Genomic DNA, 20,465 nt, shown 5'->3' with positions numbered 1-20,465 from the left:
ATTAACGTTATGGGCGTTGGGAATGCCAGATACATTAATGTCGCTTCGGAATGTTTTATCGCAGTAATGCTTATGCCTTGTTATTGGGGCTGTTGTTGTTGATGCACATCAACGCTGGGCCGTTTTCTTTGCGCCATGATCGCATTATAAATTCGGGAAAACGACCATGTTGAACACCTATAGCGCACGACCCCTTACCGCCGGCATTGCGGATATGACCTACCCTTTGGTCCAGATGACCGAAGTTGGCATAACCTTGCAAAAATGGCAGGATTTTGTGGCCGATTATGTTTGTGTAGATGACCCGGTTCCCGAAAGCCAATGGCTGCGCGACAAGGGAATCGTAATTGTCTGCAACGAACGTGGTTATGTCCACGGACTGTTTTCATATGAAGTTCGCACCGACATCAGCATCGGGCAGGTTTTGCATGTCGATAATGTCAAAGCCGTTGAAATTGTTGCGCGCGGGCATGTTCTTAATTGTATGCGCGAAGCCATGGATCGCCTGTTGCGGCTGCATGGCTGTGCCGCCACCTATGTTGCGGTCGACGAGCCAAACCTGCGTTTGAAATCATTTTTTTCCGACGCCGGTTTTGTGCCCCGTAAAATCCGCTATTGCGCCCCGGCCTCAAAGCCGTGATGCTGTAGGCGTAGTCGCCTTTTTACAGCCGGTAGCCAAGTGGATATGAACGGAATTTCCTTTACCAAGATGCATGGCCTGGGCAACGATTTTGTCGTCTTTGACGGACGGCGCGATTCGGTTGTTCTGGACATGGACGATGCCACCGCCGCCCGCATTGCCGATCGCAAGACCGGGGTGGGCTGTGACCAGCTTATTGTTATCGAGCCATCGCGTGATGATGACGCCGATGCCTTTATGCGTATTCGCAATAATGACGGTAGCGAAGTGGGGGCCTGTGGCAATGCCACACGCTGTGTCGCCGATGTACTGATGGCCGAACTTAAGCGGCGTGACGTGACGGTGCAAACCGTTTCAGGCTTGCTTGAAGCACGCGGGCTTGAGGATGGACAGGTTAGCGTGGACATGGGGCCTGCCTGGCTGGACTGGCGCGAAATTCCGTTACTCAAGGCGGTTGATACCAACCATATTCCCGTGACGGTCGGCCCGTTAGCCGATGCCGTTGGTGTAAGTGTGGGTAACCCGCATGCGGTGTTTTTTGTTGAAAATGCCGAAAGCATTGATCTGGAAAAATACGGCCCCATCCTGGAACATCACGATATGTTTCCCGAACGCGCCAATATCGAGGTTTGCCATGTTATGGCCGATAATCGTATTCGGATGCGGGTGTGGGAACGCGGTGTTGGCATTACCCGTGCCTGCGGAACCGGGGCCTGTGCGGCAGGAGTCGCCGCAGCGCGCCGCGGGCTGACCGGGCGCACTGTCGAGGTTGTTCTTGACGGGGGCGTTTTGGGAATCGAATGGCTGGCCGATGACCATGTCTTGATGACAGGGCCGGTTGCCACCAGCTTTTCCGGCATTCTTCATCCTTCCCTTTTTGGTGTTCATTGACCGCTTTTTCGCTTCGGGCTTGCACCGGGCTTATGGATCGGCGAAAAAAGGCACCCGATGATCGCGCCGCTGTTCTGGCGGCTGTTTCCGGTTTTGGGGCATGCACGACATTGCCCCGCCGGAACTTGTTAAACGCAAAGGCAGGTTCTGATAATGGCTGATTTCAATACGCTTGACGGTGTTTCTGTCGCAGGCAAGCGCGTTTTGCTGCGTGCCGACCTTAACGTCCCGATGAAAGATGGTGCCGTAAGCGATACCACCCGTATCGACCGTACCGTGCCCGGCCTTGTAGAACTGGCCGATGCCGGTGCGCGGCTTGTCATCATTACCCATTTTGGTCGCCCCAAAGGGCAACGTGTGCCTGAAATGTCGTTAAAACCGGTGGCGGATGCCCTGGCAAAACAGCTGGGTCGCCCGGTTGCCTTTGCCAATGATTGCATTGGCAATGATGCTGCCGATGTGGTTAACGCGCTGAAAGACGGCGAAATTGCCATTCTGGAAAACCTGCGTTACCACGCCGAAGAAGAAAAAAATGACCCCGCCTTTGTCGAGGAACTGGCAAAGCTGGGTGACATTTTTGTCAATGACGCTTTTTCCTGTGCGCACCGCGCCCATGCCTCGACCGAAGGGCTGGCGCATAAATTGCCAGCTTATGCCGGTCGTTTGATGCAAATCGAACTTGATGCGCTGGGCAAGGCCCTGGAAGCTCCGAAACACCCGGTTATGGCCATTGTTGGCGGGGCCAAAATCTCTACCAAGCTGGACCTGTTGGGTAATCTGGTGGAACGGGTGGATCAGCTTGTCATTGGGGGGGGCATGGCCAATACGTTTTTGGCAGCCAAAGGCGTTGATGTGGGAAAATCGCTTTGCGAGCATGACCTGCTGGTGACCGCCCGTGAAATTTTCGCCAAGGCCGAAGCCGCCAATTGTGAAATCGTTCTGCCGATTGATGGTTTGGTCGCCAGGGAATTTAAGGAACATGCCGATCACGTTGTTTCCGACCTGAAAGCAATTGATGCCGACGGCATGATTTTGGATGCAGGCCCGGCAACTATTGCGGATTTGAATAAACGCCTTGAAAGCTGTGAAACGCTGGTATGGAACGGCCCGCTGGGCGCGTTTGAAATTGCCCCGTTTGATACGGCGACTGTTTCGGTCGCACAACATGCAGCCAAACTGACCAAGGCTGGCAAGTTGCTGTCGGTTGCCGGTGGTGGTGACACGGTTTCTGCCTTGCGCCATGCCGGTGTTGACGGTGACTTTTCCTACGTGTCCACCGCTGGCGGTGCATTCCTCGAATGGCTGGAAGGCAAGGTCTTGCCCGGTGTGGCGGCCCTGCGCAAAAATTAACCCTGCTTTTAAAGCCCGGGTTTGCCGAAATATCAAAACCCCTGTCTGTGGATATCACGGGCAGGGGTTTTTTATGCGGTCGGGAATCTGCTTTGGTGCCGGGGGCCCGTCATGCCGGTGTCTGGCACATGCCGTATTATCGGGTGAGGATCACCCTATCCCTGTTTTGTAAAAGGTATAGGTCGTTTAGACTGGAAAGTTTCGCTGATCCGGGCGAAAATACGGATTTTGAAGCACTTTTGAACTGCCGCGAAAGCCTTTGTTCCTTGCGGGATGTGCTAATATTGCGCCGCAAAAAATTAGCAAAACTTTGCAAATTTTCAGTCTACTGGCGTGGTGTCATATTGTTGCCATGTTCTAGCCAAAGGTTGGGAGTGTTAACCCTCCCTGGTTTTGTCACAGCATGGACGTTCGTCACAATGACTGGTCATGACAGCCGACTTCATCACTGTCCGCTCGTTACACCTATTCCTCCCCCTTCGTAACGGGCAGGTTTCTTAAATTTCAGCAAAAAGCTGGCATGTGTCGTTCTCCCCACGACGCATGAATAATAGCATGTGTCCCATCCCGTTCAAAAATCCCGTTTACGGAACTAACAGATGATCAAACTTGAGCATCTGACGCGCTGCTATGGCGATTTCATAGCGGTGGATGACGTCAGTTTTGAAATAAAGCACGGCGAGATCGTCGGTTTGCTGGGTCATAATGGCGCCGGTAAAACCACGATCATGAAAATGATCACCGGCTATCTGGAGCCAACTTCGGGCAAAATTGCCATTGATGACCTGGAGGTCGGGCGTGATACCCGTGCCATTCAGAAACGCATCGGTTATTTGCCTGAAAACTGCCCGGTCTGGCCGGAAATGACAGTAATCGACTATCTTGACTATCAGGCAAGCCTGCATGGTGTACCTGCCGACAAACGCCCGGCGGCGGTGGCCAGTGCCATTCGACGCACGGTTCTGGAAGTCAAGGCAACCGCATCGATCCAGACCCTGTCGCGTGGGTATCGTCAACGTGTTGGCGTGGCGCAGGCGATTTTGCATAACCCCGATATCATCATTCTTGATGAACCCACCAATGGTCTTGATCCCACGCAGATCCGCCATATGCGCGACCTGATTGCCGATCTGGCAAAATCTGCCACCGTAATTGTTTCCACCCATATTTTGCAGGAAGTACAGGCCGTTTGCGAACGTGCGCTGATCATGCGGGCGGGCAAACTGGTGGTCGATGCCCGCATTGATGAATTGCAGGAATCGGGTGGTTTGCTGGTCACCGTAGACCGCGATGCGCAACAGGCCTTTTCAACCGTTCCTGAAATCACCGGCATTGTCAGCCATTCGCAAGAAGGCGGTCGCCATCATTACCGGCTGCAAGCCAGCAATGATGCCGCGCCCGTCATCGCCCAGGCCCTGAGCCGCGACGGCGTGCTGCTTTATGCCCTGCAACCGCAACGCCGCGATCTGGAAACCATTTTCGCCGAGGTTAATGAGGAGGTGGTCAATGGCTGACATCCTGCGTATTTCCCGCAAGGAATTTCGGGGATTTTTCGCCACACCCGCAGCCTATTTGTTTATTGGTGCGTTTCTGGCGGTAAATCTGTTTGTGTTTTTCTGGGTTGAAACCTTTTTCGCCCGCAACATTGCCGACGTGCAGCCATTGTTTAAATGGATGCCGGTCTTACTGATTTTTCTGGTTTCGGCCCTGACCATGCGGGCCTGGTCCGAAGAACGCCGGGCAGGTACGCTTGAAACCCTGCTAACCGCGCCGGTTCGGCCAATTTCGCTGGTGCTGGGCAAATTTCTGGCCGCATTGCTGCTGGTGGTTCTGGCGCTGGTTTTAACCTTGCCATTGCCCATTACCGTTTCCATTTTAGGCCCGCTGGATTGGGGCCCCGTGATTGGCGGGTATGTTGCGACACTGTTTTTGGCAGCAGCCTATATTGCCATCGGCCTTTATATGAGCGGCCGCACCGACAACCCGATTGTCGCCCTGATCCTGACCGCCCTTGTGTGCGGTGTGTTTTACCTGATCGGCTCCGACACCCTGACATCGCTGTTTGGGGACAAGGTTGGCGGTTTATTGGCCGCCCTTGGCACAGGAACCCGATTCGAATCCATCACGCGGGGTGTTCTCGACCTGCGTGATCTTTATTATTACCTGTCCATTGTCGGCGTATTCCTGACGCTGAACCTGTTCAGCCTGGAAAAGCTGCGCTGGCATGGTAACCCGGCCAGCAACAAACATCGGTTATGGGGCGCTGTTGCCACCCTGTTTGTGCTGAACTTTGTGGCGGCCAATTTCTGGTTGGCACCGATTACGGCCGCCCGTGCCGATATGACGCATCAGCATATCTATTCGCTGTCATCCTCGACCAAACAGGAATTGCAACATTTGCAGGAACCTTTGGTTATCCGGGCTTATTTTTCGCCGCGAACCCATCCGTTGCTTGCACCGCTGGTGCCCCGGGTAAAGGATTTGCTGTCGGAATTCCAGGTGGCATCCAAGGGCCATGTCCGGGTTGAATTTATTGACCCGACCGCCGACCCCGACAAGGAACAGGAAGCCGCATCGAAATACGGTATTCGTCCGGTACCTTTCCAGACCAACAGCCGTTATCAGTCGTCTGTGGTTAATTCCTATTTCGATATTGTCGTTGCCTATGGCGACCAGTTTGAAACCCTGACTTATGGTGATTTGATCGAGGTAAAAACCCAGGGCGAGGGCGACATCAATGTTGGCCTGAAAAACCCTGAATATGAAATCAGCCGTACCATCCGCAAGCTGGTTAACCAGTATCAGGCCGGGGGTAACCCGTTTGAAAACATGACCCAACCGGTTACCTTTGAAGGGTTTGTTTCCCCAAGCGACAAACTGCCCGACCAGTTGCAGGAATTCCGCAAAACGCTGGACGGCGTTTTAAAGGATTACAAGGATCAGGCAGGCGACAAATTTAACATTGCCTTTCAGGACCCTGATGCCAATGACGGCGCTTTGGCAACCCGTTTACAGGATGATTACGGCTTTAGCCCGCAGGTCGCCAGCCTGATGGACCCGCAACCGTTCTGGTTTTATATGATGCTGAAAAGCGGCAAGGATGAAGTACAGGTGCCGCTGCCCGAAACCACGGATAAAGCAGCGCTGAAACGATCGATCGATTCTGCCCTGCATCGTATGGCACCGGGTTTCCTTAAAACCATTGCTTTGGTTAAACCGGCATCGCCCCCGCCCAGCCCCTATATGCAGCAGGCCCCGGGCCCGCAATATACGGAACTATACAAAACCCTGTCGGAAAACGCCCGTGTGGTTGAAGCCGATCTGAAGGACGGCCATGTGCCCGAGGCAGCCGATTTGCTGATGGTGCTGGACCCGGTTAACCTGGATGATAAGCAGCGTTTTGCCATTGACCAGTTCCTGATGCGCGGTGGCAGTGTGGTGATGGCAACATCGCCTTACGATATCAGCGTTACCAACACCCTTTCGGCCAAAAAAGTTGACTCTGGCCTGAAAGACTGGCTCGCCAGCTATGGTGTGTCGATTGATGATAAAATGGTGCTGGATCCGCAAAATGCATCTTTGCCCGTGCCGGTTGAACGTAAAATTGGCGGCATGACGGTTCAGCAAATCAGCATGATGCCTTATCCGCATTTCCCCGATTTGCGCGGTGACCAGCTTAATGGGGATAACCCGGTAACAGCCGGCCTGGACCAGTTGACGTTGAACTGGGCATCACCGGTGACGGTTGATAATGCCAAAAACAAGGATCGCAGCGTTACGGCCCTTTTACATAGCTCCAAACAAAGCTGGCTGTCTGATAGCACCGATATTTTGCCCGATTACAAAGCCCATCCTGATACCGGGTTTGCTGTTTCGGGGAATCGCGGTTCGCACGATCTTGCCGTTGCGATTGAAGGGCAGTTCAAGTCCTTTTATGCGGGCAAAGACTCGCCGCTTTTGGCCGATGATGCCAAAAAAACTGACCAAAAGGATGCGAAAAAGAACGATGCCGCCACGGCGAAAAAAGACGACGACAAAAACGTCCAGATTGGTGGTGTGATTGATCGTTCTCCGTCTTCGGCTCGCCTGGTTCTGGTCGGTTCCAACAGTTTTGCCGATGACATGTCGCTTAGCCTTGCCTCCCGCGGGATGGGCACACGTTACACGGCTCCGTTGGAATTTATGCAAAACGTTGTGGACTGGTCACTTGAAGATCAATCCCTGCTGGCGTTGCGCGGACGGACCCAGTTTGCCCGGACCCTTGTTCCAACATCGGAAGGTTCCGAACAGATGTGGGAATATCTGAATTACGGTATTGCCCTGATTGGCCTTCTGGCTGTGTGGGGCTGGCGTCGCCGGGTGGCGGCAACCGAACGCAAACATTACCAGCGCATTCTTCAGGAGGTCTGAAATTATGAAACGGACCATTCAGATATTGGTGGTGTTGTTTATCGTCCAGGTGGGTTTTGCCATCGGTATTAACTTTTACCAGCCGCAAAGCTCGGAAACTGGTGGGGATGATAAACTTGTTGCAGCCAAAACCGATAAAGTGGACCACGTAACCATCGAGGATTCAGATGGGGCCAAAGTCATGCTGGTGAAAAACGGCAAGGATTGGCAATTGCCTGATCAGGGGAACTTCCCGGCTGATAGCAACAAGGTTGATGGCTTGATCAGCAAGTTGGCAGATCTTCATGAAGGCTTGCCAATTGCCACATCAAGCGGTGCCATCAAACGGTTTAAACTGGCCAAGGACGATTTTGAACGCCGTATTACCCTTGCAAAGGGTGATCAATCAACGGCTGTCCTGTATTTTGGTACATCGCAAGGCACCCATCAAATTCATGCCCGCCGCGATGATCAAAACGAAGTTTATGCCGTAACCATGGGCAGCTATGACGCCCCGGCCAAGGCAGATGACTGGATCGACAGTACGGCCTTGCAAGTCCCGGCTGACGATATTGTTAAAATGGATGTCGATGGTTTGTCGTTGGTGGCAAATCCGGCGCCGGTTGCAAAAACCGATGCCAAATCGGCGGACAAAACAGCCTCCGCTGAAAATGCCGACAAGGTAGATCAGGACCAGGCCAAAACGCAAACGGTTTGGACCCTTGCCAATGCGACGGCCGACCAGAAACTGCAACCTGCTGCGGCCTCTACACTTGCTGCTATGATGGCAAAAGTGCGGATTTCGTCCGTACTCGGCAACGATGCCAAGCCGAAATACGGTATGGATCATCCGGTTTTAAAACTGTCCCTGACGATCAAGGGCAAGGATAAACCGGTTGATTACCTGATTGGCAAAGGCGATGGCAAGGAGGGGGATTACACCCTGAAACTGTCCTCGCGACCGGAATATTTCCGCATTGCGGGCTATACCGGTAAACAGCTTGTGCAACATGCCAGTGCATCGGCCCTGCTGGTAGGTAAAAAGGACGATGAAAAAACGGCACCGGGTAGCGATAGCCCGGCAAGTGCCAAGGCAATGAATTGATCTGAAACTGTAAAAGTTCGGTTTGATTTGAAAAACAAAGGCCCGGCATGGGATGTGCCGGGCCTTTGTTGATAAAACTGTTTTTTGCGGGCCGTCATTTTATGAGAAAGCGACGTTTGGCCCGCACCTACGAAGCGGTGCTGTTGCCGCCTGATCCGGATTCAGAATTGTCTTTTGGCGGGGACTGGTTGGCATTGCCATTGCCATGGGACGTATCTTTGTCTGATGCCGTTTTGAGGGCACGTTCCCGCGTGCTTTGGTCTGGCAGGCTTTTGTCTGCCGTGGTGTCAATAATGGCAACCCGGTCGGCCAGAAAGTCGCCATAACCCGCGTCCATCATGGCCGCAAGTTCGATATAGACACTAAACAGGCGCGATAACGTATCGGTTTCTTCCGGGTCCAGAATAGCGAGAAGTTCGGCACTGCGGGCTTGCCCGGTTTCAAAATGTTCCCATGCCTTTTCCAGCATGAAAGTGCCTAGAACGTTCAGCGCGTCATAGTTTTGCTGGCCGATTGCGTTGCGAATTTCGCCAATGCTGATATCGGCTGCCAGTAACATTTCACCGGGAATGGTCACCAGTCGGTCCGGGCCTTTAACATCAATCGGCAGGTCACGCAGGATGTGAATGACATAGCAAAAAATTGCCATATCACGTGCATGATACAGCGGCGACGCCGTCAGGTTGGACACATAACCGATTTCGTCATCATAACGGGCCGAAAGCAAATAAACGAAAATCGATGCCGGGGCGGCAGTGGCCCCTTCGCAATAGGCAATAAAGTCGTCCCATTCATCCAGCGGATCTTCGGCGACATCCTTGCGAAGCGCTTCAGCCAGTTTTACCCAAGGGTCTACCGACAAATCGCTTTCACCCAATGTCAGGGTCAGTGCGTCATACACCGGACCGGGCAGGGGGCCAACGTCGGGCCACGGGTTGTCTGCCATGACTTTGGCGGCTTCGATCTGGTCTTGCCAGCGGTCAATAATATCGAAGGTGTCGTCGCGCAGATTGTCGCGTTCGGCGTCGGATTTTTCCAAAAATCCGTCATCGACAATATCGTCAATCACCCGCATCGACGCGTAAGCCGCCAGAAAAAACCTTTGTCGTGCCGGGTTCAGGCGCATTGCTGCCCGATACAGATTGGCGTTTTTGGCCGCAGCCAGTTCCTTGCAAGCGAGAAACGGATCTTCAGAAGAACCGGAAAAGGGCGAAGGGGACACGGTCATTTATTTTCCAGGGCTTGCCATCATATCAAAATCAAAGACGGGTATTTTGCCCTGCCTTTGCGAGTCGCATTACAAACGCTTACAGGGGCAACATGAAGCCTCGTTGCCGCACTGGCAAGAGATCAGCCATGCCAGACCCCGATTTTAATGAAAATTGATGACTTATGGCTTAAAATTGCAGCCGATAGCCCGCCGTCAGGCCCAACATGGCATCAAAGCGGTCGGTCGTGCTGCTGCCGGATGATGATGTAAGGTCGCTGGTCAGACGGCCATGGATACCAACCCACAAATCCTCGAACGGCATATAGGACAGACTGGCAGCAAGCCCGGCACTGTCTGTTCCTGTTTCATTGTTGAAACCGGCACTGGCAATGCCGTTGTCATTTCGCATTGTCGGGGTGACCAGGTAATCTTCGTTATCACTTGCCGATGCCCCGATATGATTGCCCAGCGACCCGTTTAATTCAACAACCGGGCCAAAGGCAAAACCGACATTACGGTTGGGGGAATACCCGATGCCAAACTGGGCCGATACACCTTTACCGGCGTTCTGGTTGCTGTTGGCTTCAAGCCACATTAAACCGGTTTGATCATTATCGGCATTGTTGGTTGAACGTCCCGGCAGGGTTAGAACAGCGCCATGATGGCGGCTGGGCGCCGTGCTGAAATAATTGTCAAAACCGGCACGGCCAGGGGCGGGCAAAATACCCTGCACCAGATAGCTTGAAATTTTTGGTTCGGGGGATGTCCGGGGGGCCAAAGCCGGCATTTCAGTTTCGCTAACAGCTTGCTGGGCGCTGGCAACAAGCGGGTATGTGGCGCAAAGCATTGCAATGCCGCCTATCATGCCTGCTGTTAAAAATTGCCGCGTCGTCATTTCCGTCATTCCCGTGTCAAATACAATGGTGTTTTCTGCATGGTCCAGCTTGCGACTCCGGTAAACCGGCAGTCACTTACCTGAACGTTTGCAGGCACCAAAAGGACGCCCCCGAAAGAAAAAATTTTGCATCTTTGGGTCGACCAGCGTTTGGCGACGGGATGCGATTTTTTGTTTGCGTGTCAGGCCGCGGCAATATGATCATTTCGGCGCAAAATGCCAGTGGACTTATTGCATAGCAACCATTCCCTGCCGGTTTTCCGGCTTTTTATATGGTTCCAGTTTGCAGGGCAAAATGGTTTTTTTGTGATTACGTCAGCTTTTTAAGAATATTTTAACCGATTCGATCTGGTCCATAGTGTTCAGATAAGGTGCATGACCACAGCTTTCCAGACTAAGCAGGTGCATTTTCGGTTTTGCATTCTGCATTTTTTTTACAATTGTCGCCGGCACCAGGTCCGATTGTGCGCCGCTAAATAATGTGATCGGGCACGCCAGACGATTAAACATGTCCCAACCATCATATTCGTCGATCTGGTCGCGAAAAACTTCCATCACACGCGGATCGTAATGCATGGCAAATTTGCCATTAGGCAGACGCCGGGCCGAATACATCGCCAGTTCCGCCCATTCGGCGTCATTTTCCAGGCCGAACGGGGCATAGATGGTGCGCATAATGGCATCTATTTCGGTAATGCTGGAAAATTCCGGTGTCCCCCCGACATAGGATTTAATCCGGTCTACCGCATCCTGTGCCAGTTCGGGGCCAATATCGTTTAGCAATAACCGTTCAATGCGCCGGGGCGCGATATCGGCAACCACCATGCCAATAATGCCGCCCATCGATGTGCCAATCCAGCTACACTGGTTAATGCTGAAATGGTCCAGCATTTCAACCATCTGGGCGGCATAAAAGCCCGGTACATATTCACGTTCGGGGGTTTGTGCCCAGGCGGAATATCCCCGGCCCAGAATGTCGGGGCACAAAATGAAATAATCATCGGCCAGTTGCCGGGCAATAATGTCAAAGTCGGTTGATAGCCGTGCCAACCCGTGAACCATAATAATGGCGGGTTTACCGGGCGTACCCCACTGGCGAATGCGGGTTTCGTATCCACACAGGTTAACAAAAACATCCTGCACCACCCGGCCCGGCGTCGGTGTTTGTGCATCCTGTGCTGCAACGATATCTGACATTTGAATACCTGTGCTGATGGGGTGCCGACAGCCATTATTCCCTGTCGGCTTCACAATTCTGATCCGGGATCATGACAGGTGAAACAGCCCGTGCCAATGGTGTCACATGTAATAATTCCGTGACGGGCAAGGGCTGCTTTTGTGGCCTTAAAGCCGGGTTATCCCCAAAAGAACCATGCTTTAGGCAGGGGCTGCGGCAAACGTATCCATCAGGCGTTGCAGGTCTTCCATTGGGGGAAATTCGTCATAGTGATATTGCGCCGGGGTTTGCACCCAGGGAAGTTTATTGTGTGTCATTGTTTCGATAAACGGCGTTGACCACTTGTTGCTTTCAAGCAGGGTGGGGCGGACATTGACGAATGCATCAAACCCGTCGATGCGGGTATACATCCATGTCATGCAGTTGGGGCAAAAATAATGATGTTGCTGTGGCCCATGCAGCCCGCCAATTACAGGATCGCCGCGGGTTACGGCAAATGCATCAGCCGGGATCATGGCGGTTAACGAAAACGCGCTGCTGCTCATGCTTTGGCATCCGGCACAATGGCAGGCGGCTGTCATTAAGGGGCGTGCGCTGATTTCAAATTGAACCTGCCCGCAACGGCAGCATCCCGTAAGGTGGTTTTGCGTCATCGTCATCTCCTCGCCCTTTCGGGTGGCATTATCGCCGGGCGCTGTTCAGTATCTATACCGGCTTGGTCACGCAAGGTGGCGACGGTATTCAGGCTTTGCTGGCGACAATGAACAGGCGGTTAAACGGAAACAGGGTAATGCCATCGGGCCGGGGCGGGTAAACCTGGCTAAGCCGGGTTTTATAATGGTCGCAAAAGGCGGCACGGGCATCATCATCTGGCAGGTTTGCCAGAACCGGGCGCAGGGCTGTTGAGGATACCCAGTTAAATACCGGGTCTTCACCGCGAAGGACGTGGCAATATTGGGTTTGCCACAAATCAACATTGCTGCAAATCGGAGCCAGAACATCGAAATAATCGCCCGGACGCATGATTTTAATCTGGTCCTGTGCTGCGGCCACGTCCTTTTCCCATTTTTCACCGGCCTCGTTGATCAACTGGTGACTGGGGGCCAGAAAATTGTTGGGCACCTGAATGGCGACCAGCCCGCCGGGTTTTACAAAATTCAGCAGGCGGGGCAACAGGCTGGCATGACCTGGAACCCATTGCAGGGCCGCATTGGAAAACAACAGGTCAATCGGGGCATCTGGTTCCCACGATGCAATGTCGCTTTGCTGCCAGATGATACGATCATCATGGGCACGGGCCTTGTCCAGCATTTCAGCTGAATGGTCGACGCCGGTAATGACCGGGTTGTTGCCGCTGGTGGTATAGGCATCGACCAAAAGCGAGGTAACAGTACCAGGGCCGCAGCCAAGGTCGACAATATTGGCGGGATTAAACCCCTGTGCCGGTTTTGGCAGGCGGGCAATCAGGTCAGTCGCCGGGCGGCGGCGTTCGTCACCGAAAAGGCCATACTGGTTTGGATCCCAATGTGTATTGGTCAAAATCCGGTCCTTTTGTTATTCCCCCGCCAGGTGGTCGTCCGCCGGGTTTAATGTGTTTTTTCAACGTCGTCAAAATGACTGTTGATCAGCGCGAACGTAAACAGGATGGCGCCAAAAAACATAATCAGCCCGACAAAATAGGAATATCCATCATGTGCGGCTGAGGCATAAAACAGGCCGCCAAGGCCAACTGCAATGCTCAATATACCGAATATCAGGCGATCCATACCCATTTTAGAACCTTTCCAAACCCAAGGGTGTTAATGACAGCAAAATGTAACCAAAAGTGTGCCGCGTTCAAGCAGACTTTTGGTCTTATGCCTGATCATCACCTTGTTTGATTTGATCTGGAACAGTTTTGAAAATTTCTACCAACTGCTGATAAACAGGGCGTTTAAACGGTACGATCATGTCGGGGAGGGATAAAAAGTCGTTCCAGCGCCAGGCGTCAAATTCAGGGTGGTCACCGGCAATGACAAAATCCTCGTCCTTGCCCCGATAGCGCATGGCAAACCATTTTTGCTTTTGCCCGCGATACTTGCCACCAAATGCCTTGCCAATCAGATGTTCGGGCAAATCATATGTCAGCCATTCCGGGGTTTCTGCGATGATTTCGGCGTTATCGGTGCCAATTTCTTCCATTAATTCGCGCAAGGCGGCCTGTTTGGGTGTTTCATCGCCGTCAATGCCGCCCTGTGGCAATTGCCACGCACCTTCAAAACCAACACGGTTGCCAATCCAGACATCGCCGCGTTCATTAAACAGGGCAACGCCAACACAGGGCCGATAGGGAAGGTCGCTGCCCGGGGCGTCGCTGTCACTGGACTGACCGGCATCAAGGGGAAGCGGCAGGGAATCCGTCTTTATTTTTCTGGATTTTTTTTTCTTGTCTGCTTTGGTTTTTTTGGCGGGGTCTTTGGACATGGCAGATCAGTTACCCTCGATGGTTTCTTCGGTGGCGTCAGCATTTGGCGAAGAACTGCCCTTTTTCGCATTTTCAGTTGTTTCATTCATGCGTTGGGCAGCAGCGGCTTCCTGTGGCGATTGCGGTTTGACCTGTTTGCTGGCAAGGGCAGAAACCGGTGCAAGTTTAACTCCCTGGCGGTCCAGTCGTTGCGCCCAGTTGCGCAACCGCTGAATTGTTACCGGGTAGGACTGGGCAAGGCCAATGGCAAAACCATCCGTTTTTGCCTTGTTCGTCAGTGCGCTTAACTGGGCATCAATCGCACGGCGGCTGGGCACGGTATCAATGTTAAAATCAACAATGGCATTGGCTTCTTCAGCATTGGCAGCAAGCTGGGCTGCCAAGCTGACCATGCCTGTATTGCTACCATCAATATACATCAGCCCGGTTTTATCAAGAAAATCAATAACCGGGCGAATGGAACTGTCAAGATTGGCAAATTTGGACCCAAGATGCCCCACCACCCCGACATATCCGGGAAACCGTGCCAGTAACCATTCCAGCCGCACCAGATTTTCCCCTTCGGGCAGGCTGGTCATCAAGGCACGCGGGCCGGGGTCCGATAACGGGAAGTCATCGGGTTCCATCGGCAATTGTAAAAACACTTCGTGGCCCATTTGCCGGGCACGGGCCAATGTTTTGGGCAGGTTATCGGCATAGGGTGACAGGCCCAGAGAAATGTTTAAGGGCAAATCCTCAATTGCTTTGGTGGTGCGGTCCGCATTCAGGCCCAGTCCGGTTACAATCACGGCGACATAGGGCTGTTCAGGTTCCAGGGTAAAGGGTCGGGCATAGGCCTGGGCCGGCGTTGTGCCATCGTCGGCAATGCGCGGCACCCGGCCAAAACTGCCTTCTTCGTCCAACCCGGGAATCGGCGCAGGGCGCAGCGGGTCAGCTTCGATTTTTTCATCAAAATCACCCTCTGCGGCCATGGCGGCCAATTCTTCGGGCGACGGGCCTCCCGGGGCGATGTCTTCACCGTTTGCAGCCCCGTTATTGCCTTGTCCGGTTAAACTGGCGATGCCGGGTGGAAGGTCCCCCATGGCATCGGGATCAGCGTTATTCGGGTTTGCTGTATTCTGGGTTTCTGCGGCCTTGCGGCGTGCTTCGTCTTCGGCGCGGTTGCGGGCCTCGATATCAAGCACGCCCTTGGCAATTTCATCTTGCAGTTCACGTTCGGTTCCGGGGATGGCATCGGTTACCTTTGGACCGCCAAGATGGAACAGCCGCCAGCCGGTTTCAGGGTCGATGATAGGCAGGGCCACCAGTGTGGCAACGCCAAAAGGCAACAGCCAAAGTACCAGTAACAAAAATTTGGACAGCCGCCAGCGCCGCGACGGCGGGCGTAACGGCAACAGGCGATACTGTTCATCGTAGGGCAGTTCTGTAAACGGAACATCCTCCGCCACCGTGTCGGACAACATATCGTCATCCGTATCGGTTGCAGAGGATTCCGTTTTGCGGCGGGGCCGCAGAAATTTGAACAGTTTACCGATCACTGCGGGTCAGTCTCTTCCTGTTCCCGTCACGATCTTTCAGCTTTTTGATCTGAAGCTGCCATAAAGCGAAATGCCCCGGATCATATCAAGTGCGCGGGCAAGCTGATAATCGTCTTCGGTTACTTTTTCGGCGTCCTGACGGAGCTTGTCTGCCTTGGTTTCGGCGTCAACCGTGGTTGAATCCTCGTTATGCAGGGCACCATTCAGGTCTGCTTCGGACCGGCGTTGGCCGGTTTCGATGGTTTCGACCTTCGACTGGGGAACAATGATGTCGGGCACAATGCCGACTTCCTGAATCGAACGGCCAGACGGGGTATAATAACGTGCGGTGGTCAGGCGCAGGGCCACATTGCCCGGCATCGGCAAAATGGTTTGTACCGACCCTTTGCCAAAGCTGCGCGTGCCCATAATGATCGCCCGGCCATGATCCTGCAAGGCACCAGCCACAATTTCCGATGCTGATGCCGACCCGTCATTGATCAGAACAACAATTGGCAGGTTGTCGGCAAGGTCGCCGTCTTTGGCGGTATAGCGTTCGGTGTTTTTGGTGTCCCGTGGACGGGTCGAAACGATTTCGCCTTCGTTTAAAAAGGCATCGGAAACCGCAATCGCCTGGTCAAGCAAACCACCGGGATTGTTGCGAAGGTCGATCACGAAACCTTTCAGTTTCGGGCCGATTTCCTTGCGCTGGTCTTCGATGGCGCGTTGCAGGCCGCTAAAGGTTTGTTCGCTGAATTTCGTGATGCGGATATAACCGACATCGTTTTTCACCTGCGGGCGCACCGACTGGATTTTGATGACCGCACGGGTCAGCGTGACATCAAACGGGGCCTGTTCGCCCTTGCGCACAATGGTCAGTTTGATGTCGGTATTGACCTTGCCGCGCATCATGTCGACGGCATCGTTCAGCGGCAGGCCGCGCACCGATTTGCCATCGATATGGGTGATAAAATCGCCCGGCTGGATCCCGGCTTTTTCGGCAGGGGTATCAAAAATCGGCGAAATTACTTTTACAAAGCCGTTTTCCTGGGTGACTTCGATGCCCAGCCCGCCAAATTCGCCGCGGGTATCAACCTGCATATCCTTGAAATTATCCATATTCAAATAGGATGAATGCGGGTCAAGCGAGGTTAGCATGCCGTTAATGGCGGCTTCGATCAGTTTTTTATCATCGACCGGTTCAACATATTTGGCTTTGACCTGTTCAAACACGTCGCCAAAAAGGTTGAGAAGCCGATAGGTTTCGGCTGATGATGTCGGGGTATCACCGGGGGTCGAAGACTGCGCAAAAGCTGGCACTGCAAGGCCGAAATTCAGGCCCGCCGCCAGTGCAAATACTACCAATCGAGACTTTTTCATCCGCTTACCTTGCCGTTTTGTGATGCCAGCCAGGGAAGCGGATTGATCGCTTCGCCGTCATGGCGCATTTCGAGATACAGTTTCGGCCTGTTTTCGCCCATGGTTCCAACAGGTTCACCCGCCAGTACATATTGTCCTACCACACTGTCCAGGCGATCAAAACCCGCAACAAGACTATGGTATCCTTCGCCGTGTTCGATAATCAAGAGTCTGCCATAGCCCCGAAACGGCCCGGCGAACACTACTTTGCCATCAAAAGGCGAGACAACCTGCGCTTCGGGCCGGGTTTCAATCTCGATTCCTTTGGCATGGGCACCGCCAGGAAGGCCGCTTTGAACGCTACGTTCACCAAAAAGTGTTACAATTTTGCCCGCCGCCGGCATCCGCAAATGGCCGCGTGCCTCGGTGATCGAGCTGGCAACGGCCGCTTCTTTCACCGCGTCGGCGGTTTTGGCGACCGTATTACGATTACCGGCCGGTGTGTTCAATGATGCGGTTTGGGTGGGTGATGATGGCAACACGCCATCAATTTCGCTATCGGGGGCGTCTTTAACCAGTTCGTAGTCGGGTTTTTCGCGCGGTGATGGCAAACCATCGGCACGATTTTTAATACTGGCAAGAAGTTCGCCCAGCGTTTTGGCTTCCAGGGCCATTTTTTGCACCGCACGGGCGGCTTCGCGGGCTTCGTCCTCGGTATCCTGGCGTAACTGGCGTTTATCGTCTAGCAACCGCGACAGGCTTTCGCGTTCGTCGCGCAGCTTTGCTGTTACATCGCCCAATTCGCTACGCCGGGATTTGATGGTGCCACGCAAATCGGTAATTTCGCCCAGTTCCCGTTTTAAATCCTTGGCGTGCTGTTCAACACCGGGCAGGGCAGCCTTTAACAATATGGCGGATCGTAACGTGTCTTGCGGGCTGCGCGGCAGGGCAATCAGGGCTTCGGGCGGGGTGGTCGATAACCGCTCCAGCGCCATTAAAATGCGGGCATATTGCCCGGCCTTGTCTTCGAGCGCGGTGGTGGCGTCTTTTTCACGGTTTTCAAGTTCGACCAGCTTGTCTTCTATGTCGGTCAGTTCGCTTTCATATTGCTGAACCCGGCGAGCAACCGACACTTCTTCAGATTGCAGGGCCTGTTCTTCGGTCAGCAATTCATGTGATTTGCGCGACAGGAATTCTTCCTGCTTTTTTTGTTCTGAAAGCTGGCTTTGCACCGCATCAAGGCGTGAGTCAACCTTGCGCAGGGATTCTGCACCTAACGGAAAAAATGCTCCGGCACCGGTCACCATAAAGGCGGCCAGAGCCGGAGCAATCAACCATTTGCCAATATCAGCTTGCCGGGGGCAGCGCAGCATCGGGTTTCAGACCTTCGATCAGCGTTTTGCCAGTCATGTCCGCCGGTTGCGGCAGGCCCAGCAATTGCAACAATGTTGGCGCAACGTCGGCCAGGCGGCCATCGCGCAGGGTAACGCCCTTGGGCCCGTTAACCAGAATGGTCGGCACCGGGTTAAGGGTATGGGCGGTGTGTGGTTCGCCGCTTTCCGGGTCAACCATGGTTTCACAGTTGCCATGGTCGGCGGTAATAAACATAACGCCCCCAACCTTGCGAACAGCCGCAACAACCTTGCCCACACATTCGTCAACGGCTTCGGCGGCTTTCATCGCGGCCGACAAAATGCCGCTATGCCCGACCATATCGGGGTTGGCGAAATTAACGATGATGGCGTCGTATGTTTCGGCCTCAATCGCGGCAACCAGTTTGGCACACACTTCGGGGGCCGACATTTCGGGTTGCAAATCATAGGTCGCAACTTTGGGCGAGGGCACCAGAATGCGGTCTTCGCCGGGATAAACCTGTTCTTCGCCGCCGTTAAAGAAAAACGACACATGCGGGTATTTTTCAGTTTCGGCAATGCGCAGTTGTTTCATGCCTGCATTGGAAACCACTTCGCCAAAAATGTTGGGCAGGGTTTTGGGCGGATAGATCGCATCCATATAGGCGGCATGGCTGGACGAATATTCGACCATTCCGGTCTGAACGGCAAATTTGACCGGCGTTTTGCGATCAAATCCGTTAAAATCAGGGGCGCACAGGGCTGCCAGAATTTCGCGCGCACGGTCGGCACGGAAATTGGTCATCAAAAGGCCGTCGCCGTCTTTCATGCCGTCATAATCGCCAATGACGGTGGGCAAAATGAACTCGTCGTTGGTATCGGCATCATAGGCGTTGGCAATGGCATCTTCAGCGGTGTTTGCTTTTTGGGCTTTGTTGTAATTTTTACCCTCGACCATCGCGAAATAGGCCTGGCTGACCCGTTCCCAGCGATTATCGCGATCCATCGAATAATAGCGACCGGTAACGGTGGCAATTTCAACATCGGCATCGCCCAGCAGGGAGCGGAATTTTTTCAAAAAACCGGCCGCACTGCGCGGCGGGGTATCACGCCCATCGGTATAGGCATGGATTTTAACGGTAATACCGGCATCGGCAATGATTTTGGCAAGGGCGGCCATATGCGCCTGATGCGAATGTACCCCGCCTTCGGACAAAAGCCCGGCAATGTGGCAAACGCCGCCGCTTTTTTTCAGGCTGGAAATAACTTTTTTAACGGCATCGGTATCGGCAATGCTGCCGGTTTTGACGGCGTCGTCAATTTTGGGCAGTTCCTGCATCACAACACGGCCTGCACCCAAATTCATGTGGCCGACTTCCGAATTGCCCATTTGCCCTTCGGGCAGGCCAACATCCAGGCCACAGGCCATCATGAAACCGGTTGGATTATGGGCATACAGGTCGTCCCACACCGGCGTATTGGCCAGTGCAACGGCATTGTTTTCGCTTTCTTCGCGATAGCCCCAACCATCCAGAATGCATAGCACCACCGGACGGGGACGCTTTGCGGCGTTCGATACAGTCACTGTCATAACCCCACTTCTAGGATAAAAGACTGAATTACCAGTAAACAAACCTGTAAATGATGATCCAGTCATAGGTCAAAACGGCGCCGGGCGCGGTGGGTTCCGCCATCTGACGCAAATTCTTGACGTAACTTATCATGAAAGATGGCCCTGAACAGCCACCCCGGATGAAATTTTCGCAAATGCGTCAGCGCTTCTTTGACAAGGTTCGGGTCAAACAGGTACGATCAATCCGTTAAACGGTGATACCTCGCGCACCGCAATGGGAGAGACCGGTCGGACAACGTTCCGGCGGGCGCCGAAGGAGCAATTCGCCCCGAACACTCTCAGGCACATGGACCGTTGCGGATTGAGGCTCTGGAGAGCGAAAGCCGGCTGTTTGGCCGTCTTTCCACCGAAGGATGAAGTTGTGACGCGCAGGCGTTCAACGCACAATCTCAGGTAGGGGCCATTTGGCCCCAAAGGACAGAGGGGGCTGGCACCGGTTCGTTGATATCGCAGTAAATATTGCAGAAAAATATAACGCGATCA

At 53.5% G+C, this 20,465-nt stretch carries 17 protein-coding genes and 1 riboswitch; of the genes, 6 read left to right on the top strand and 11 right to left on the bottom strand.

Going from position 1 to position 20,465, the window contains the following annotated elements:
• Positions 1-166 precede the first annotated feature (166 nt).
• From J4E05_RS08470 to J4E05_RS08445, 6 genes are all read left to right on the top strand, one after another.
• A complete protein-coding gene (locus J4E05_RS08470; RefSeq protein ID WP_246832844.1) occupies positions 167-640 on the top strand; it encodes a hypothetical protein in 474 nt (157 codons plus the stop codon).
• 45 nt (positions 641-685) lie between these two features.
• The gene (gene dapF / locus J4E05_RS08465) at positions 686-1,531 is read left to right on the top strand and encodes a diaminopimelate epimerase (protein WP_085588553.1); all 846 of its coding nucleotides are present in this window, start codon (positions 686-688) and stop codon (positions 1,529-1,531) included.
• A 153-nt stretch (positions 1,532-1,684) separates the two neighbouring features.
• A complete protein-coding gene (locus J4E05_RS08460; RefSeq protein ID WP_349594276.1) occupies positions 1,685-2,881 on the top strand; it encodes a phosphoglycerate kinase in 1,197 nt (398 codons plus the stop codon).
• A gap of 599 nt (positions 2,882-3,480) precedes the next feature.
• Positions 3,481-4,395 (top strand): ABC transporter ATP-binding protein, encoded by a 915-nt coding sequence (locus tag J4E05_RS08455; RefSeq protein WP_349594272.1) that lies wholly within the window; start codon positions 3,481-3,483, stop codon positions 4,393-4,395.
• Complete coding sequence (locus J4E05_RS08450; RefSeq protein WP_349594269.1) at positions 4,388-7,291, top strand: Gldg family protein; 2,904 nt, start codon at positions 4,388-4,390, stop codon at positions 7,289-7,291. Before J4E05_RS08455 ends, J4E05_RS08450 begins: the two co-directional genes overlap by 8 nt.
• 4 nt (positions 7,292-7,295) lie before the next feature.
• Positions 7,296-8,375 (top strand): DUF4340 domain-containing protein, encoded by a 1,080-nt coding sequence (locus J4E05_RS08445; protein ID WP_349594267.1) that lies wholly within the window; start codon positions 7,296-7,298, stop codon positions 8,373-8,375.
• Between the two features lie 127 nt (positions 8,376-8,502).
• On the opposite strand, the gene J4E05_RS08440 is transcribed toward J4E05_RS08445, so the two are convergent.
• The 11 genes from J4E05_RS08440 to gpmI form a co-directional block, all read right to left on the bottom strand.
• Entirely contained in the window at positions 8,503-9,603 is a 1,101-nt protein-coding gene (locus J4E05_RS08440) for a squalene/phytoene synthase family protein (protein WP_349594264.1), read from the bottom strand.
• A gap of 169 nt (positions 9,604-9,772) precedes the next feature.
• Positions 9,773-10,480: a hypothetical protein gene (locus tag J4E05_RS08435; protein WP_349594261.1), complete on the bottom strand. Its 708-nt coding sequence runs from the start codon at positions 10,478-10,480 to the stop codon at positions 9,773-9,775.
• A 315-nt stretch (positions 10,481-10,795) separates the two neighbouring features.
• The gene (locus tag J4E05_RS08430; RefSeq protein ID WP_349594258.1) at positions 10,796-11,677 is read right to left on the bottom strand and encodes an alpha/beta fold hydrolase; all 882 of its coding nucleotides are present in this window, start codon (positions 11,675-11,677) and stop codon (positions 10,796-10,798) included.
• A 180-nt stretch (positions 11,678-11,857) separates the two neighbouring features.
• Positions 11,858-12,310 carry a GFA family protein gene (locus tag J4E05_RS08425; protein ID WP_503012325.1) on the bottom strand — a complete coding sequence of 151 codons (453 nt, stop codon included), beginning with the start codon at positions 12,308-12,310 and terminating at the stop codon, positions 11,858-11,860.
• A gap of 88 nt (positions 12,311-12,398) precedes the next feature.
• The gene (locus J4E05_RS08420) at positions 12,399-13,196 is read right to left on the bottom strand and encodes a methyltransferase domain-containing protein (RefSeq protein WP_349594255.1); all 798 of its coding nucleotides are present in this window, start codon (positions 13,194-13,196) and stop codon (positions 12,399-12,401) included.
• Between the two features lie 47 nt (positions 13,197-13,243).
• Positions 13,244-13,429 carry a hypothetical protein gene (locus J4E05_RS08415; protein ID WP_085588570.1) on the bottom strand — a complete coding sequence of 62 codons (186 nt, stop codon included), beginning with the start codon at positions 13,427-13,429 and terminating at the stop codon, positions 13,244-13,246.
• An 82-nt stretch (positions 13,430-13,511) separates the two neighbouring features.
• Positions 13,512-14,120: an RNA pyrophosphohydrolase gene (locus J4E05_RS08410; protein ID WP_085588573.1), complete on the bottom strand. Its 609-nt coding sequence runs from the start codon at positions 14,118-14,120 to the stop codon at positions 13,512-13,514.
• A gap of 6 nt (positions 14,121-14,126) precedes the next feature.
• Positions 14,127-15,584, bottom strand: a complete 1,458-nt coding sequence (locus J4E05_RS08405) for a divergent polysaccharide deacetylase family protein (RefSeq protein ID WP_349594250.1) — start codon at positions 15,582-15,584, stop codon at positions 14,127-14,129.
• A gap of 111 nt (positions 15,585-15,695) precedes the next feature.
• Positions 15,696-17,018 (bottom strand): S41 family peptidase, encoded by a 1,323-nt coding sequence (locus J4E05_RS08400; protein WP_349594247.1) that lies wholly within the window; start codon positions 17,016-17,018, stop codon positions 15,696-15,698.
• Positions 17,015-18,370, bottom strand: coding sequence for a murein hydrolase activator EnvC family protein (locus tag J4E05_RS08395; protein WP_349594244.1), 1,356 nt, complete (start codon positions 18,368-18,370; stop codon positions 17,015-17,017). Before J4E05_RS08395 ends, J4E05_RS08400 begins: the two co-directional genes overlap by 4 nt.
• Positions 18,345-19,940 (bottom strand): 2,3-bisphosphoglycerate-independent phosphoglycerate mutase, encoded by a 1,596-nt coding sequence (gene gpmI / locus J4E05_RS08390; protein ID WP_349594241.1) that lies wholly within the window; start codon positions 19,938-19,940, stop codon positions 18,345-18,347. The genes J4E05_RS08395 and gpmI overlap by 26 nt, the downstream gene beginning before the upstream one ends.
• Before the next feature lie 247 nt (positions 19,941-20,187).
• A riboswitch (glycine riboswitch) is annotated at positions 20,188-20,286 on the top strand.
• Positions 20,287-20,465 lie beyond the last annotated feature (179 nt).

Origin of the sequence: Thalassospira sp. NFXS8 (assembly GCF_040148805.1) — a bacterium.
In the GTDB taxonomy this organism is placed as follows: domain Bacteria; phylum Pseudomonadota; class Alphaproteobacteria; order Rhodospirillales; family Thalassospiraceae; genus Thalassospira.
The sequence above is the reverse complement of the archived record's forward strand: the minus strand, read 5'-3'. Positions and strand labels throughout refer to the sequence as shown.

Excerpts from the sequence above, each read along its gene's own strand:
- J4E05_RS08470 (WP_246832844.1), top strand. The coding sequence starts at position 167 with ATGTTGAACACCTATAGCGCACGACCCCTTACCGCCGGCATTGCGGAT.
- dapF (WP_085588553.1), top strand. The coding sequence starts at position 686 with ATGAACGGAATTTCCTTTACCAAGATGCATGGCCTGGGCAACGATTTT.
- J4E05_RS08460 (WP_349594276.1), top strand. The coding sequence starts at position 1,685 with ATGGCTGATTTCAATACGCTTGACGGTGTTTCTGTCGCAGGCAAGCGC.
- J4E05_RS08455 (WP_349594272.1), top strand. The coding sequence starts at position 3,481 with ATGATCAAACTTGAGCATCTGACGCGCTGCTATGGCGATTTCATAGCG.
- J4E05_RS08450 (WP_349594269.1), top strand. The coding sequence starts at position 4,388 with ATGGCTGACATCCTGCGTATTTCCCGCAAGGAATTTCGGGGATTTTTC.
- J4E05_RS08445 (WP_349594267.1), top strand. The coding sequence starts at position 7,296 with ATGAAACGGACCATTCAGATATTGGTGGTGTTGTTTATCGTCCAGGTG.
- J4E05_RS08440 (WP_349594264.1), bottom strand. The coding sequence starts at position 9,603 with ATGACCGTGTCCCCTTCGCCCTTTTCCGGTTCTTCTGAAGATCCGTTT.
- J4E05_RS08435 (WP_349594261.1), bottom strand. The coding sequence starts at position 10,480 with ATGACGACGCGGCAATTTTTAACAGCAGGCATGATAGGCGGCATTGCA.
- J4E05_RS08430 (WP_349594258.1), bottom strand. The coding sequence starts at position 11,677 with ATGTCAGATATCGTTGCAGCACAGGATGCACAAACACCGACGCCGGGC.
- J4E05_RS08425 (WP_503012325.1), bottom strand. The coding sequence starts at position 12,310 with ATGACGCAAAACCACCTTACGGGATGCTGCCGTTGCGGGCAGGTTCAA.
- J4E05_RS08415 (WP_085588570.1), bottom strand. The coding sequence starts at position 13,429 with ATGGGTATGGATCGCCTGATATTCGGTATATTGAGCATTGCAGTTGGC.
- J4E05_RS08410 (WP_085588573.1), bottom strand. The coding sequence starts at position 14,120 with ATGTCCAAAGACCCCGCCAAAAAAACCAAAGCAGACAAGAAAAAAAAA.
- J4E05_RS08405 (WP_349594250.1), bottom strand. The coding sequence starts at position 15,584 with ATGTTGTCCGACACGGTGGCGGAGGATGTTCCGTTTACAGAACTGCCC.
- J4E05_RS08400 (WP_349594247.1), bottom strand. The coding sequence starts at position 17,018 with ATGAAAAAGTCTCGATTGGTAGTATTTGCACTGGCGGCGGGCCTGAAT.
- J4E05_RS08395 (WP_349594244.1), bottom strand. The coding sequence starts at position 18,370 with ATGCTGCGCTGCCCCCGGCAAGCTGATATTGGCAAATGGTTGATTGCT.
- gpmI (WP_349594241.1), bottom strand. The coding sequence starts at position 19,940 with ATGACAGTGACTGTATCGAACGCCGCAAAGCGTCCCCGTCCGGTGGTG.